10 protein-coding genes are annotated in these 15,481 nt (G+C 32.7%); all 10 read left to right on the top strand.

The window, feature by feature from the left end; genetic code table 11:
- The first annotated feature begins 11 nt into the window (after window positions 1-11).
- Entirely contained in the window at window positions 12-1,493 is a 1,482-nt protein-coding gene (locus V6246_RS04880; RefSeq protein WP_341559288.1) for a RagB/SusD family nutrient uptake outer membrane protein, read from the top strand.
- A gap of 11 nt (window positions 1,494-1,504) precedes the next feature.
- Complete coding sequence (locus V6246_RS04875; RefSeq protein ID WP_341559286.1) at window positions 1,505-2,728, top strand: DUF4465 domain-containing protein; 1,224 nt, start codon at window positions 1,505-1,507, stop codon at window positions 2,726-2,728.
- 288 nt (window positions 2,729-3,016) lie between these two features.
- Entirely contained in the window at window positions 3,017-4,399 is a 1,383-nt protein-coding gene (locus tag V6246_RS04870) for a TlpA family protein disulfide reductase (protein ID WP_341559284.1), read from the top strand.
- 29 nt (window positions 4,400-4,428) lie between these two features.
- Window positions 4,429-5,802: a TlpA family protein disulfide reductase gene (locus V6246_RS04865; protein ID WP_341559283.1), complete on the top strand. Its 1,374-nt coding sequence runs from the start codon at window positions 4,429-4,431 to the stop codon at window positions 5,800-5,802.
- Between the two features lie 265 nt (window positions 5,803-6,067).
- Window positions 6,068-6,964, top strand: a complete 897-nt coding sequence (locus tag V6246_RS04860) for a S1 family peptidase (RefSeq protein WP_341559282.1) — start codon at window positions 6,068-6,070, stop codon at window positions 6,962-6,964.
- A 240-nt stretch (window positions 6,965-7,204) separates the two neighbouring features.
- A complete protein-coding gene (locus V6246_RS04855; protein WP_341559280.1) occupies window positions 7,205-7,651 on the top strand; it encodes a protein-disulfide reductase DsbD domain-containing protein in 447 nt (148 codons plus the stop codon).
- A gap of 14 nt (window positions 7,652-7,665) precedes the next feature.
- Entirely contained in the window at window positions 7,666-9,627 is a 1,962-nt protein-coding gene (locus V6246_RS04850; protein ID WP_341559279.1) for a protein-disulfide reductase DsbD family protein, read from the top strand.
- Between the two features lie 100 nt (window positions 9,628-9,727).
- Window positions 9,728-11,236 carry an aminotransferase class V-fold PLP-dependent enzyme gene (locus V6246_RS04845; protein WP_341559277.1) on the top strand — a complete coding sequence of 503 codons (1,509 nt, stop codon included), beginning with the start codon at window positions 9,728-9,730 and terminating at the stop codon, window positions 11,234-11,236.
- Between the two features lie 180 nt (window positions 11,237-11,416).
- Window positions 11,417-11,812, top strand: coding sequence for a tyrosine-type recombinase/integrase (locus V6246_RS04840; protein ID WP_341559275.1), 396 nt, complete (start codon window positions 11,417-11,419; stop codon window positions 11,810-11,812).
- Window positions 11,813-12,435: 623 nt separating this feature from the next.
- Window positions 12,436-15,480 (top strand): TonB-dependent receptor domain-containing protein, encoded by a 3,045-nt coding sequence (locus tag V6246_RS04835; protein ID WP_341559274.1) that lies wholly within the window; start codon window positions 12,436-12,438, stop codon window positions 15,478-15,480.
- Window position 15,481: the final 1 nt, after the last annotated feature.

Genomic DNA, 15,481 nt, shown 5'->3' with positions numbered 1-15,481 from the left:
TTATGTTAATGATGAAAAAAATAATATATATACCATTAATTCTGCTAACTTTTTTAATAGTTTCTTGTTCTGACGTTGTAGATGTAGAACCAAGTTTTAAATTAAATAGCCAGAACGGAATTACGAATAGTGTAAATGCTAGAGCTGCTGTTGATGGAGTTTATAGTACTCTTGATGGATCAGAATATGATGGAGGAATGATGACAGCGATGGCGTCTAGAGCAGGTTTTGTAGATTGGTCAGGTTCAGAATATGCTATGGAATGGTCTCAATCTGGGAGTAATAGTACTCAACAATCTAAATGGCAGAAATATTATGAAACAATAAATGCTGCAAATTTTGCGATAAATGGTATTTCAAATCTAGATGAAACGCAAATAGATCAAGAAGAAAAAAATGCTTTACTTGGAGAGTCTAGATTGTTAAGAGCCTGGGGGCATATCTTTGTTTTACAGCAGTTTTCACATTGGTGGGCTAGTGATGATAATGATCCAGATGGTGTAATGTACCGTGAAGAAACAGTTACTCTAGAAAATGTTCATCAAGTTAGGCTAAATGTAGGTGATAGCTACGAGAAAATTTTTGAAGATCTTGATTTTGCTATTGCTAACGCTCCAGGCTTTTCAGATAGTAAATATATGTCTAAAGAATTAGCCAAGGTTTTAAAAGCGAAGTTGCTATTGTTTAGAGCTGGTTTTAATACAGAAACTACTGGGCTTGACGAAGCACTTAGTTTGATAAATGAAGTGTTAAATGCAAATATATCACGTTTTTCTATGCAGGAAGACTTGGCAGAAGTATATGAAGATTCTTGGGACTCTCAAGAAAATTTATTTTCAGGTTATATAGAAGCATTACGTAGAGACTACTACACTAGTAGTTGGTACAGGTTCTCCATACCATACAATTATTCAAATAGAGTTGAGCTAACAGATGATCGTGATGGAGATTTAAAACGTGGATATGAGTGGTTTTCAGCAGATCCTCGTTGGGATGTTGTAACTGGCTATTGCTGGCCTAGGTCTAATAGAGAGGTTTTTACTTTTACTAAAGTTACAAGATTAGGAGATTGGGGAGAAGATACAAATACAGAATCTACACCTCATAAATACAACACATATTTCTTTAGGTATCCAGAATTATATATTTTAAAATCAGAATTATTGGCAAGAACTGGAGCTTCAATAGCTGAAGCAATTGCACCTATAAACACGATGAGAGCTGTAAGAACGAATCCAATAATCCCTAGTTTAAATCCTACAACTGAACAAGAATTAATGGATGCCATTTTTAAAGAATATTTTTTCGAAACGTTTTTAGAAAATGGAAGTGAATACTTTGCATCAACTCGATTTAAAGATTCTGCAGGTGCTCGTTGGATTGAGAATTTAAGAGGCGAAGGGGTGTTAGAAATATTTCGTTTGTGTTACAATATCCCTTCAATTGAAATGGAACTGAATAATTTAATTCACCAAAACTATCAATTAGACTAATAATATATTTTATGATGATAAAGAAAATACAAAAACATATAGTGATTTCTGCAGCAATTTTTGGTTTAATTTTGCTTAATTCATGTGAAGAAAGTTTAGAACTTCAAATAGCTTATCCAAATGATATTACTTTCAATGAATTAAGTTTGGATAGATTTACTTATCAAATTCCAACGGCACCGTTTACAGCTGGTGACAATGCTTCAGGTATTATTACGGTAAATGTTACAGGAACAGGAAATAATTTTAGTGGGTTTGCATTATCTAATAAAAATTTTCGTTCATACCCTTGGGATTTAAGTCCGGATTTTGCTCCAATAGGAGGGCTTACCGCAGCCGAAGAACAAGCGTCTATAAATACTACAGCTTTTAGTGTTTATACTACTGAGCCAAATAAGACTCAGAATTATTTGGTTGGAAATACTGAAGGAGATAATGCCTTTTTTACGTTATCTTCTCCAAATACTATAGCACATGTACTTATTGCAAATACGTCTTATAATTATCTTTTAGCTCAATATGGCTCTATTTACTCTGATGATTATGATGGTGTAACTGAATCTTATTTAATAGATGGTGGAAAGAGATCTAATCCTAATATTAAAAATCCGGATTCAGATTTAGAAGGTAGGTTTAGGTTACCAGCACCTGGTGGTTTTGATGCTGTTAGGTTAAATGGTTTTCAAAATTTAGAAAGAGATAAAGTAGCAGAAGCAGCAGGATTAGTTGTGATAACGGAAGCGGTAGCAGCAGGAGAAGCAGCAAGATTAGCTGTTAGTGAAGCAGATGCTATTGCTGCAGGAGAAGCTGCAAAAGTAGACGCTAGTGCTAATACTCCAGCTCTTACTCCAGAAGAGATACAAAAAGCTTATGATGATGCTTACAATGCCACTTATGATGATGCTTATAATGAAGCTTATAGTGATATTTATGATGAAGTTTATGATGAAGCTTATGATAGTGGTATATATAAAGGTTATGTAAAATTAACCATTGAAGGATTTTTGAATGGAAATTCTACTGGAACTGTTGATTGGTACTTATGTGTAAATGAAGAGGTGGATAATATAAACCCAGAACATGATTATATTTTAAATGATTGGCAAAAAGTGGACTTATCCTCTTTGGGAGATGTAGATAAAGTATTATTTACAATGACATCAGACTATGTTCACAATGATGGTACTATGGTATATCCGTCTACATTTTGTTTAGATGGTATTAGACTTCAATAAGTTTAAACCCTTAGTTATGGGTTTAGATATTTTTTTTGGCAACTGTTTTTTAACAATCTTATTTATTATAGGGTGATCAGATATTTATGGTCTAAAAATTAAATAACAGGGGTTAATAATCAATTTAAAAATAGTAGATAAGGGCAAAATTAAAAGTTTTGCCACTTTCTGCTGCTATCCTCTAAAGAACTACTTATTATACATATAAAAAAAGCAATTCGCTTTCCTATGTTTTGTTTGCTTCACTTACAGGGGTAGTTTTATTATGCGCTCTAAAATGAAAAAAAAATGAAAAAAATTATTATTTTATTATGTACAGCCGTTTGTATATTCGGTTGTAATGAGAATCCTAAAAAAGATTATATTTTGTTATCTGGAACCATTTTGGACGCTCCATCTAAAGAATTTAGTCTATCTCATAAAGATGCTAAAGGTAGATTTACTATTAAAACAGCAGAGGATGGTTCTTTTACTTGCGACACCATATTTTCAGGAACAGGCACCTACAGGTTTAGTGGTAAAGGCATGAACAGAATTGATATTTACTTAGCTAATGGAGGGGAGTATAACCTCACCACAGACGGTAAAAATATGAGAGCCACCTCGGTATTAACTGGGCCAGATTCTAATGCTTCTAAATATTTGTTGACAGAAGATAGTCGAAGAGATCGCCTTAGAGGAGATTTTAAAGAATTTAATAATCTAAACGAATCTGATTTTAGTGCTAAAGCCAGCATGATTAAAGAAAATCTTATAAAATATTTAGATAGCTTTCCCGATTTGCCTAGCGAGTTTGCTCAATTTGAGCGTGAGCAATTGAATAATTACTATCTATTATCTTTAGTCCGGTATCAAGGAAGACACGGACGAAACCTAAAACAGCCTGATTTTAGAGTTTCAAAGGAATTTCTTAAACCACTAGAAGGAGTGGATTTTGCTAGCGAAGAAACCTATAAACATAGAGGGTGGTATGATGAATTGGTGGAAGAATATTTTGAACTGAAAGCAGTTGAGTTAGTAGATAAAGAAGGGATTGATAAATATTTAGCTAAGCTTAGGGTGTTTGGAGCAATCCCTAACGATTATATAAAGAATGATTTATTAAAGGCGGCCTCAAAATACGATATAGCTTATACCGACGATATGGAAATGTATTATAGCTCTTTCATGGCTGTTTCTACTTCAACAGAGAATAATAAGGTTTTTACTAAAAAGTACGATGACTTAAAGAAATTATCTAAAGGAGCACCTTCTCCTGTTTTTAATGATTATGTAAACAACGCTGGAGGAACAAGTTCCTTAAGTGATTTTAAGGGCAAGCATGTATATATAGATATTTGGGCAACTTGGTGTGGACCTTGTTTAGCCGAGGTTCCTGCGCTTAAAAAAATTGAAAAGCAATATCACGGTAAAAATATTGAGTTTGTGAGTATTTCTATAGATATACAAGATAAGCGTGAAGCATGGAGTAAAATGATTGCAGATAAAGCATTAGACGGCGTTCAATTACTTGCAGATAAAGATTGGAGTACCGATTTTATTCAAGCTTATAAAATTAACAGTATACCACGTTTCATTTTGCTAGACCCAAAAGGGAATATTGTATCGTGGAATGCACCACGACCTTCAAAAGAAGAATTAATAACCTTATTTAATGAATTAGGTATTTAATTATACCATTAAAAACAACAACTAATTGTATGAGAAAATTACTATTTATAACAGGAATTGCAATATTCGCGCTTTCTTGTAAGGCAAAAGCACCTGTAGATTATGCTCTGTTTTCAGGTAAATTACTAAACAATAATGATGACAAAATAATTGTATTAAGTTTTAATGATCGCACATTTAAAGATACAATACTAGTTGCTAGCGATGGATCTTTTAAAGATACCATTCGAGGTAAAGAAGGAATGTATCAATTAATTTATAATAAAATGCGAACCAATATTCATTTAGAAAATGGGTATGATTTAACTATGAATGCAGATTCAAAAGCATTAGATAGTACTGTTGCCGTTAGCGGAAATGGTGCAGGAGAAAATAACTTCTTAAGAGCTAGAGCTAAAAAAGCAAAAGAGTTAGAGGGTACTGAGAACGTCTATACTTTGGAGCAAGATGTATTTAAAGATAAAATGAATACTATAATTACTTCTCTTAACGAACTATTAAGAGACACAAAGGGTATTCCCGAAAGTTTTAGAATAGCACAGCAAAAAGATATAAAATACACTTACCTTAATAAAATAGCTAACTTTGAATATTCTCACGCACGTTATACAAAGAAAAAAGATTTTAAAGTGTCTTCAGATTTCTTAAGTGATTTGGACGATATTGATTATAATAATGAAGAAGATTATAAGAATTCTAGAGCCTATAAATCTCTAGTAGGTATGCATTACAGGAATAAGGCTGCTGAAATTAAAGAATCTGAAAATATTTCTAAAGATATTGCCGATTTAAAGGCTTTTTCCTCTATTGAAAACCAAAGTATTAAGAATGATTTGTTAAGTACAACTATAGCTAGCATTTCTAGAACAGAGCATCTTGAGGAGTATTACAATCTTTTTATGTCTAGTTCTACGAACGAAAAACAAAAAACGGGCGTAACTGAATCTTATGAAAAATTAAAGAAAGTTCAAACAGGAAATCCGTCGCCTAAATTTGAAAACTATATAAATTATGCTGGAGGAACAACGTCTTTAGATGATTTAAAAGGAAAATACGTTTATATCGATGTTTGGGCAACTTGGTGCGGTCCTTGTATAGGGGAGATACCTTCGCTTAAAAAAGTTGAAAAACAATATCATGGTAAAAACATAGAATTTATAAGTATTTCTGTAGATAGAGAAAAAAGCTATGAAAAATGGAAAACGATGATTAAAGAAAAAGAACTTGGAGGTACTCAATTGTTTGCAGACAATGAATTTCAATCTCAGTTTATTAAAGATTATGTTATTAACGGCATTCCTAAATTTATTTTATTAGATCCTTCAGGAAATATTGTAAATACGAATGCTCCAAGACCATCGAACCCGGAATTAATCTCATTATTTGAAGGACTTAAAATTTAATATTCACCTCAATTAAAACATGTTTTTTAAGTTAAAACATTATTAGTCATTTTGTTAGTTTTAAATTTTGGAATTAGTCTTAATCAAAGTTTAGAAAAGAGAATTATAAAATAACCTCTTTTTAATTTGTTTAAGAAGGGATGTTTCTATGTCATTTTGAAATAGAAAAGATCTCATAGTTTGAAATAATAATCAAATATTTTTTTCATTATTATTAATACTAACCATAAAAAAAAATATATAAAAACCTTATTAATACAAAAAAATGAAAATTAATTATATCATATCATTATCATTAACATTAACACTTTGTTGTTGTAATTCTAGTAAAACAACTACTGAGGAAAAAGATACACAAGTTGTTATATCAGGGGATGAAGTAGAAAACGGTTTTGCGTTTATAGCTGCCGCAAATAAAGAAGTAGAAAAAATAGTTTTAGCTAATAAGCATACCACTTATAAGAAACTTCAAAAAGACAAAGTTAAAAACTTTGAAGCCAATTCAGGGGTCGAGATAACTCATACTAAGCTAGATAAAAAAACGGGTAATCAAATGTATTACTATCTACAGGACAGAACAGTATTTATAGGAACGTCTTATTTATGTGATAAGTGTCCAAATGTGCATTTAAGTTCGTCATCAGGTTTTGTAATTCACGAAGATGGTATAATTGTAACCAATTATCATGTTATTAATCCTGAGTCGGGCGATGATAATGGGGGTATTTTTGCAGTAACTCAAGATGGGACTGTTTATGTTGTTACAGAAATTTTGTCCGCAAGTAAATCTAATGATTTAGCGATTATTAAAATTGAAACAAATGGCGAGAAATTAAAAGCACTACCGTTGGCCGAAACGGAACTTATTGGAGAAGACGTATATGTAATGGGCCATCCTTTTAAAAATACTTTTTTTATGACTAAAGGTATCATTTCTAGAAAATATATAAGTTCCAAGAATTCAGAACCTAAAATTTCAATAACAGCAGAATTCGGTATAGGGTCTAGTGGCGGACCTGTTGTTAATGATTCGGGTGAAGTCGTTGGTGTGGTGAGTGCCACCCATCCATACTATACAGGAGGTGGTAAAAAAGGAGATTTACAGCTTGTTACAAAAGTAGTTATACCCGTAAGTCAACTTAATAAATACATAAAAGATTAAAAGAGAAAACTTATAAAAATTAGCGTTGTTGTTAATTTTTATGATGTTTTGGACTAAAATATAAAAAGGGGCATTTGGTAAATAGTAAAAATATCATTCTTGCTTAACCTCTTGAATAAAAAAAGCAGCTTTTTGTTTAGTTTTAGATTATTTGAGTTAGTCATTAAATATATTAAAACAATTTAGAGAGTTCAAAAAAAGGGTTGTTTAGTAAATAACAACCCTTTAAAAAATAAAAACATGAAAAATCTTATATTACTACTAACGTTATTCGTTTTTACAATGAGTAACGGGCAGGTTTTAGAACCAGTAAACTGGTCTACATCAGTTAAGAAAATAACGGATAAAGAATACGAATTGTTAGCAACAGCAACGATTGAGGAAAACTGGCATTTGTATTCGCAGAATGTGCCAGAAGGCGGGCCGGTTTCAACTACATTTTTATTTGAAAGTAGCGACTATTATTTAAAAAAAGGAAATACCAAGGAGGAAGTAGGACACGTCATTAATGACCCTGTTTTTAATATGGAGATTAAGTTCTTTGAAACGAGAGCTTTATTTAAGCAACGTATTTTAATTAAAGGAAATATACCATTTAAGGTAGTTGGAACTGTAGAGTTTATGGTTTGCGACGATAGTAGATGTTTGCCTCCGACCGAAGTAGATTTAATATTCAATATCAAATAAAACAAAATCATATAATGAAGCAATTTATTTTAGTGTTAAGTGTTTTAATATTTTCATTAGCGGGGTATTCGCAAGTCCTAGATCCCGTAAAATGGACAACCTCAGTAGAGAAAATATCAGACACCGAATACCATTTAATTTCTACCGCTATCGTTGATCAAGGGTGGCATTTGTATTCACAGAATGTGCCAGAAAATGGTCCAATACCAACAACTTTCGTTTATGACGATAGTGAGGGTGGGTTTAAAATTATTGGAAATACCGAAGAGGAAGAAGGTCATGTTGTGGATGATCCCGTATTCGGAATGGAAATTAAGTTTTTTGAAAACAAAGCCACGTTTAAACAAAAAGTTGAAGTAGAAGCAGGGGAATCTTCCATTTCTGGATTTGTCGAATTTATGGTATGTGATGATTCTCGGTGTTTACCTCCAACAGAAGTTGATTTAACCTTTCAATTACATAAAGATTCGGGTAATAGGTTGGAAGCCGTAGAAGATGAGGTTATTGATAGTAGTACTCATGTGGAAGAAAATCAGGAAGAAAATAAAGGGCTTTTTGCCATATTTTTTATAGCCTTTTTATCTGGTTTTGCGGCTTTATTAACACCTTGTGTGTTTCCTATGATTCCAATGACGGTGAGTTTCTTTACCAAACAAAGCAAGAACAAAGCTGTAGGAATTAAAAATGCCATCATTTATGGTATTTGTATTATCGTTATTTATTTACTTTTAGGTATCGCTGTAACCGGAATTTTTGGTGCCGATGCTCTCAACGCACTAGCGACCAATGTATGGTTTAACATCATTTTCTTTATTCTTTTAGTTGTTTTTGCTGTTTCCTTTTTAGGTGCTTTCGAAATTATGTTACCAAATTCATGGGCCAATAAAGTAGATTCACAGGCAGATAGAGGCGGACTTGTAGGTATCTTTTTTATGGCATTAGCCTTAGCTATCGTGTCTTTTTCTTGTACAGGCCCAATTGTAGGAACCTTATTAGTTGAAGCCGCATCGAAAGGTGGTTTGGCTCCAGTAATTGGTATGTTTGGTTTTTCTTTGGCAATAGCGCTGCCATTTGCATTATTTGCAGCTTTTCCAGGGTGGTTAAATTCACTGCCAAAATCGGGAGGTTGGCTAAATACCGTAAAAGTAGTTTTAGGATTTTTAGAACTGGCTTTGGCATTCAAATTCTTAAGTCAAGCGGATTTAGTTTTACAACTTCATATTTTAGAACGCGAAGTATTCATCGCGATTTGGATTGCCATTTTCGGAACATTAGCATTCTATTTATTCGGAAAAATTCAGTTACCACATGATTCACCATTAAGTCACATTTCAGTAGGACGATTAAGTTTAGGATTGATCGTTTTAACGTTCACTATTTATATGATTCCTGGACTTTGGGGAGCACCTTTAAACATTATTAGTGCCTTTCCGCCACCGCAAGATTATAGCGAGTCGCCTTATGGTGTTGGCTTTTCTAAATTAGGATTAGGCGTAAGTAATGCGTCTCATGGCGATTTGCCTGAAGGCTCACATTTATTAGCGCCACACGATATTATGGCATTTGACGATTATGATACAGGTATGGCTTACGCCAGAAAAATAGGTAAACCAGTGATGTTAGATTTTACAGGTTGGGCTTGTGTTAATTGCAGAAAAATGGAACAAAATGTTTGGCCAGATCCGAAGGTTTTAAATATTTTAAAAAATGATGTCGTATTAATTTCTTTATATGTCGATGATAAAAGAAAACTTGAAGCCGGTGAGGTTGTCGAATCTCAACTTAAACCAGGGAAGACGTTAAAGTATATCGGGCAAAAATGGAGCGAACTTCAAACCATAAAATATAAAACCAATTCACAACCGTTCTATGTTTTAATAGATCATAACGAAGAAAATTTAATAACACCTGTAGCTTACACGCCAGATGTTGAAACCTATTACACTTGGTTAAAAACAGGAACTGAAAATTTTTAATTAAGTACACTTTTTTAGAGATGCTTAATTGTTTTAGTGAGAAGAATTGCTTCGGTACTTTATTGTGCTAGAGTGATTCTTCAATTAAAGTTTGAAAAACATGAATAATATACTTGATAATTTCAGAAATAAAAAAAGAACTTCCAATCTTGAAGCATATTTTAAGGAGTTTAGGAGTCAAACTGTTGGCATAAATCAAGAGTTTGAATCGCCTTATGGAAAGAAAAAAATTATTTATGCAGATTGGACCGCAAGCGGAAGGTTATACAGACCGATAGAAGAAAAACTACTAAATGAAATTGGTCCGTATGTAGCCAATACGCATACCGAAACATCTATAACAGGTTCTACTATGACCTTGGCGTATCATGAGGCTAGAGCGATTATAAAAACACATGTAAACGCTTCAGAAGATGATGTGCTTATTACTGTGGGCACCGGAATGACGGGAGCTATCAACAAGTTTCAACGTATTCTAGGTATAAAGGTGAGTGAAAATCTAAAAGACCATATAGAAGTTCCGGAAGAGAAAAGACCCATTATTTTTGTGTCTCATATGGAACATCATTCAAATCAAACCTCTTGGTTGGAAACCATCGCTAGAGTAAAAGTGATTCCATCAAACAATCACGGTTTGCCATGTGTAATAAAATTGAAAGAACTCATTAAGGAACATCAAGATTGTCCCATAAAAATAGCAGCTATTACTGGCTGTTCCAATGTTACGGGTATTAGAACTAATTATTACGAGGTGGCAAAAATTATGCATCAAAACAATGGTTTATGCTTTGTGGATTTTGCCTGTTCTGCACCTTATGTCAACATTGATATGCATCCTGAAAATACCGATGAATATTTGGATGCTATCACGTTTTCTCCGCATAAATTTTTAGGAGGTCCAGGATCGTCAGGTGTATTGGTTTTTAATAAAAAACTATATAAAAACTTGGTTCCAGATAATCCTGGCGGCGGCACGGTGTCTTACACAAATCCATGGGGAGATCATGATTATATTGATGATATCGAAACTCGTGAAGATGGTGGTACACCAGGGTTTTTACAGGTGATAAAAATTGCGTTGTCCATTAAACTTAAAGAAGAAATGGGCGTACAGAATATTTTAGACCGGGAACATGAATTAAATACCATTGTGTTTGAAAGGCTTTCAAAAATTGAAAACTTACACCTTTTAGCTCCAAATCAGACCGATCGATTAGGAATCTTTTCTTTTTTCATTAAAGATGCACATTATAACTTAATCGTCAAGCTGCTAAATGATAAGTTTGGAGTACAAACTCGTGGTGGTTGCTCATGTGCGGGTACTTATGGTCACTATTTGTTGAATGTAGATCAACCAACGTCTAAATCAATAGAATTAAAAATCTTGGAAGGTTGTTTGATGGAGCGTCCAGGATGGATAAGAATGTCTATACACCCAACCATGACCAATGCTGAAGTCGAGTTTGTTTGTGACGCTATTAAAGCAGTTGCTGCTAATTATAATGTATGGAATATAGATTACGTTTATAATATCTCTAAAAATGAATTTGTTCATAAAGACGGAATTTCCCTAGAAAAACAAATTATAACAAATTGGTTTAAAATTTAAGATTAAATAGAAATTTTATCTAATCTCAGTATTCAGCTAATAATTTTAACAGATTTAACCCAAGCTCAAGAGTACGCTTTATATGCATGGTTACTAAGTTTTTATTTTGCAGGAATTCGTGTAAGTGATGTATTATAATTAAAGTGGGCAGATTTTTATGACGATCCTTTACATTACCGTATGGCTAAGAACAACAAATTAGTGTCATTGAAGATCCCTGATAAAGTTTCTAAAATTCTCGGTAAATTAGAAAGAGAAGAAGATTCTGTTTATCTGTTTAAGGAGTTAGAAGGGATTAATTTAAATGATAAGAAACGCGTAAGAACGAGAATAAAAACAGCTACAAGAAACTTCAATAGGAGGTTAGAGCTTGTTGATGAGCAAGCAGGTATAGATAAAAAAATGTCCATGCATATTGCTCGCCATAGTTTTGGTAATATTTCGGGAGATAAAATACCCATTCAAATGTTACAAAAACTATATCGCCATTCTTCGGTTACTACAACTATGCTTTATCAAGCTAATTTTATGAGAAAAGATGCTGATGAGGCACTTGATATGGTTATTGATTTTTGAGTTCTATTAATAGGCTTTGTTGTTAGTTTAAGAGATAGAAGTACAATAGAAGGTTTTGTTTTTTTGAATTTTCGTAGGAGTTAATAGAGGGTGTCAACTTATTATGTAACGAATTGCTCTCTACTTATTAATTTATTTTAATCTAAATAAAGAGCAGATCATTTTTGATGAATTGGGTTGTACTAAAAATTGAATAATATTCAATTTTTGAATTTTCGTTTTTTATTTAAAAATTAGGATTTTAATTTTAAACTCAAAAGAGTTATCCGATTTGTCCTATTGGTAAAATCGAATTTTTTAAGAAATTCAAAAATTGTGTTATTCAATATGTACATAGTTTCTCTATTGGTATTTTTGTTTAAGAAATTGAAAAAGTAAATGTTAATTACAATAGATTATTATTCATCAAGGATTATATAAAGGGATACAGACGATGTATTTAACAAGGTTATTACTTTTTGAACATTAACATGATTTTTAAAAGTATTTTATAAATTATTCTGAAAAAACTTTGTTGTCAATGAAAAGAGCAGATAAGCCCCTCTCGATGAACACCTAACCCCTTATAGTTTTGCTTCTAAATTATAATCTTTGTTGGAAATAATTAAACAAACAATCAAATTATGAAACAAAACTTATTAAAACTATTTTTGTTTTCTTTTTTATTATTCACTGTACAAATCTCATTTGGGCAAGAAAAAGAAATAAAAGGAACAGTTATTTCGAAATCAGATGGTATTCCGTTACCAGGAGTGAATGTTATAATTGAAGGCACATCTATTGGAGCGCTATCAGATTTTGATGGAAACTATTCTATAGTAGCTAACAAAGGAAACGTTTTAATATTTTCCTTTTTAGGAATGGCTACAGGAAGGCAAATTGTAGGGGATTCTAATATTGTCAATATGCAATTAGATGAAGATGCAGAACAATTAGGAGAAATTGTTGTTACAGCACTTGGTATTAAAAAAACAAGGAAATCTTTAACTTATGCAGCTCAAGATATTAATGCAGATGAGCTAAATAAGGTTAAACAAACAAATCCTATAAATAGTTTGTCAGGTAAGGTCGCCGGTGTAAATATTTCACGTAGTGCTTCTGGTGCTGGGGGATCGGTTAAAGTAACTTTAAGAGGTAACTCCTCTATAGGTAACAACCAACCTTTATATGTTGTAGATGGTATTCCGTTATCTAATCCGTCATCTAGCCAGCCGGGAAGTTCTTTGGGAAGTAAAGATGGAGGAAATAGAGATGGAGGTGATGCTTTATCATTAATAAATCCAGATGATATTGAATCTTTAACAGTATTAAAAGGAGCATCTGCTTCTGCTTTATATGGTAGTGCAGGTTTAAATGGAGTAATTTTAATTACTACTAAAAAAGGACGTTCAGGAAATTTTAAAGTGGGGTATTCTTCGAATTTAACTGTTGAGGATTCTGCTTATGCTATGGACTTTAATGATGAAGCTCAAAGTAATATTGATGATTTTTTATCTACAGGTTTTACTAATATTAACTCGATATCTGTATCGGGTGGTACAGAAAATGCACAAACATATTTTTCTTATAGTAATACGTTTGCGAATGGAACTTTACCAACAAACAAGTTAAAGCAACATACGTTTAATGTTAGGGAAACAGCAAAGCTTTTTGATGGTAAATTAAGTGTAAATGCTAGTGTTATGGGGTCTACGCAAAGTGTTGTGAATAGACCTGTTTCTGCAACATATTATAACCCTTTAGTTGGGGCGTATGCCTTTGAATCTGATACAGAAAAATTATCGGACTATTCTAATTTTGAGGTTTTTAACCCAAATAGAAATATCATGACTCAAAGATGGTTTCGTGGAGTAGGAACAGAACCAGGAACATTTTTTACTAGTGATATTGAACAAAACCCATATTGGATTTTAAACCGTAATGTTTCCGAAGATACTAATAAAAAGTTAGTTGCTTCGTTAAACGTAAGTCTTAAGCTTAAAGATTGGCTTACATTACAAACTAGAGGGACGTATGATAAATCATTCTTCGATTTTGAAAGAAAAATATATGCAACTACCGAGGCTACTTTGGCGCCACTAAACGGAAGGTATATTGTTGAGAAAAATGATTACACACAATTATACGGAGATGTTTTGGCAAATATTAATACAAGTATTAATAAAGATATTTCTTTCACAGCAATTTTAGGAGCGAGTACAAAACGAACAACTTCGGAAGCTTTTGTAGGAGATTCAGGAACAAACGGAGGTTTGCAATTTGCAAATGTATTTTCATTTCAAAATTTTAATGGAAATCCTTCAGTTAAATTTGAGCAAAATTCTTTAGAAACACGAGTAAATTCATTATTTGCAAGTACAACCATTGGTTTTGAAGATAAAATATACGTTGATATAACAGCTAGAAATGACTGGTCTTCTACATTGCCAGCAGAAAATAATTCATTCTTTTACCCTTCAGTAGGAGTTACGGGTGTTTTAAGTGAATTATTCGACTTAGGAGACCTTATCTCCTTTGGAAAAGTAAGAACATCTTATGCTGAGGTTGGTAGTGGTTTTTCTGCAGATAGAATATCACCTAATAGTAGTATCGTTTTTGGTGGAGGAGGTGTTAGTTCTACCGATCCAATCAGGCCATTCCCTGGGTCTACTCCTAAACCGGAAAGACAAAAATCTTTCGAAATTGGTACAGAATGGAAATTTAGCAATAACAGGTATGGTATCGATTTAGGATATTATAATACTAAAACTGTAGATCAGTATTATGCATTTTCAACATCTGTTTCTATTATCGGTGCAGAGCAAGCGTATTTAAATTCTGGTGAAATTTCCAATACAGGTGTAGAGGTATCTGCTTTTGCTATTCCTATACGAAATGATAATTTTGAATGGATATCAACTTTAAATTTTGCATCTAATAACAATACAGTAGAAAAAATTTATAATGGTCAAGTTTTAGAAGGTTTAATTGAGCCTGAGTTTTTTACAATATCTAGTAAAAGCTCTAATACTTTCGGTTCGTACTTAGTTGAAGGTGGTTCTTTTGGAGATATTTATGCGCAAGTTGTTAGGAGAGATGAAAACGGGTTGCCTATTGTAGATAACGATGCCGTAATCGCTAATGATGATAACACGATTGATGGTTTAACAAAAGTAGGAAATGCAAATCCAGATTTCACTTTAGGTTGGAACAATTCATTTAAATATAAAAATATTACCGTAGATCTTTTAATTGATGGAAAATTTGGAGGTGAAACTATGAGTATGACTGAAGCTATAGTTGAAGGATTTAGTAATAATTCAGCTCGAGAAACAGAGAATGCTAACATAGCAGTAGTAGATTTAGCAGGAAATACATCTACATTAACGGCGCAAGAATACTATGGCAAAGTAGGTGGTAGAAATGGTTTTACTGGCGAATATATGTATAGTGCAACTAATGTTAGATTAGCAGAATTTGCTTTGGGTTATAACTTTCAATTAGGTGAAGAATCATTTTTTTCTTCGGTTAAGGCATCATTAGTGGGTAGCAATTTGTTTTTCTTTTATAAAGACGCACCGCACGATCCTAACGTTTCTTTAAGTACGGGTAATGCATTACAAGGCGTAGATGTTTTAGGGCTTCCTTCAACAAGAAGTATTGGTCTGAACCTTAATTTAACATTTTAAA

Origin of the sequence: Algibacter sp. TI.3.09 (genome assembly GCF_038154905.1) — a bacterium.
Taxonomy (GTDB): domain Bacteria; phylum Bacteroidota; class Bacteroidia; order Flavobacteriales; family Flavobacteriaceae; genus Algibacter.
This window is presented reverse-complemented; position numbering and strand designations above follow the sequence as displayed.

What these genes read in the sequence shown, in the direction of transcription:
- V6246_RS04865 (WP_341559283.1), top strand. Translation starts at nt 4,429, where the DNA reads ATGAGAAAATTACTATTTATAACAGGAATTGCAATATTCGCGCTTTCT.
- V6246_RS04870 (WP_341559284.1), top strand. Translation starts at nt 3,017, where the DNA reads ATGAAAAAAATTATTATTTTATTATGTACAGCCGTTTGTATATTCGGT.
- V6246_RS04880 (WP_341559288.1), top strand. Translation starts at nt 12, where the DNA reads ATGAAAAAAATAATATATATACCATTAATTCTGCTAACTTTTTTAATA.
- V6246_RS04860 (WP_341559282.1), top strand. Translation starts at nt 6,068, where the DNA reads ATGAAAATTAATTATATCATATCATTATCATTAACATTAACACTTTGT.
- V6246_RS04855 (WP_341559280.1), top strand. Translation starts at nt 7,205, where the DNA reads ATGAAAAATCTTATATTACTACTAACGTTATTCGTTTTTACAATGAGT.
- V6246_RS04840 (WP_341559275.1), top strand. Translation starts at nt 11,417, where the DNA reads ATGGCTAAGAACAACAAATTAGTGTCATTGAAGATCCCTGATAAAGTT.
- V6246_RS04850 (WP_341559279.1), top strand. Translation starts at nt 7,666, where the DNA reads ATGAAGCAATTTATTTTAGTGTTAAGTGTTTTAATATTTTCATTAGCG.
- V6246_RS04835 (WP_341559274.1), top strand. Translation starts at nt 12,436, where the DNA reads ATGAAACAAAACTTATTAAAACTATTTTTGTTTTCTTTTTTATTATTC.
- V6246_RS04875 (WP_341559286.1), top strand. Translation starts at nt 1,505, where the DNA reads ATGATGATAAAGAAAATACAAAAACATATAGTGATTTCTGCAGCAATT.
- V6246_RS04845 (WP_341559277.1), top strand. Translation starts at nt 9,728, where the DNA reads ATGAATAATATACTTGATAATTTCAGAAATAAAAAAAGAACTTCCAAT.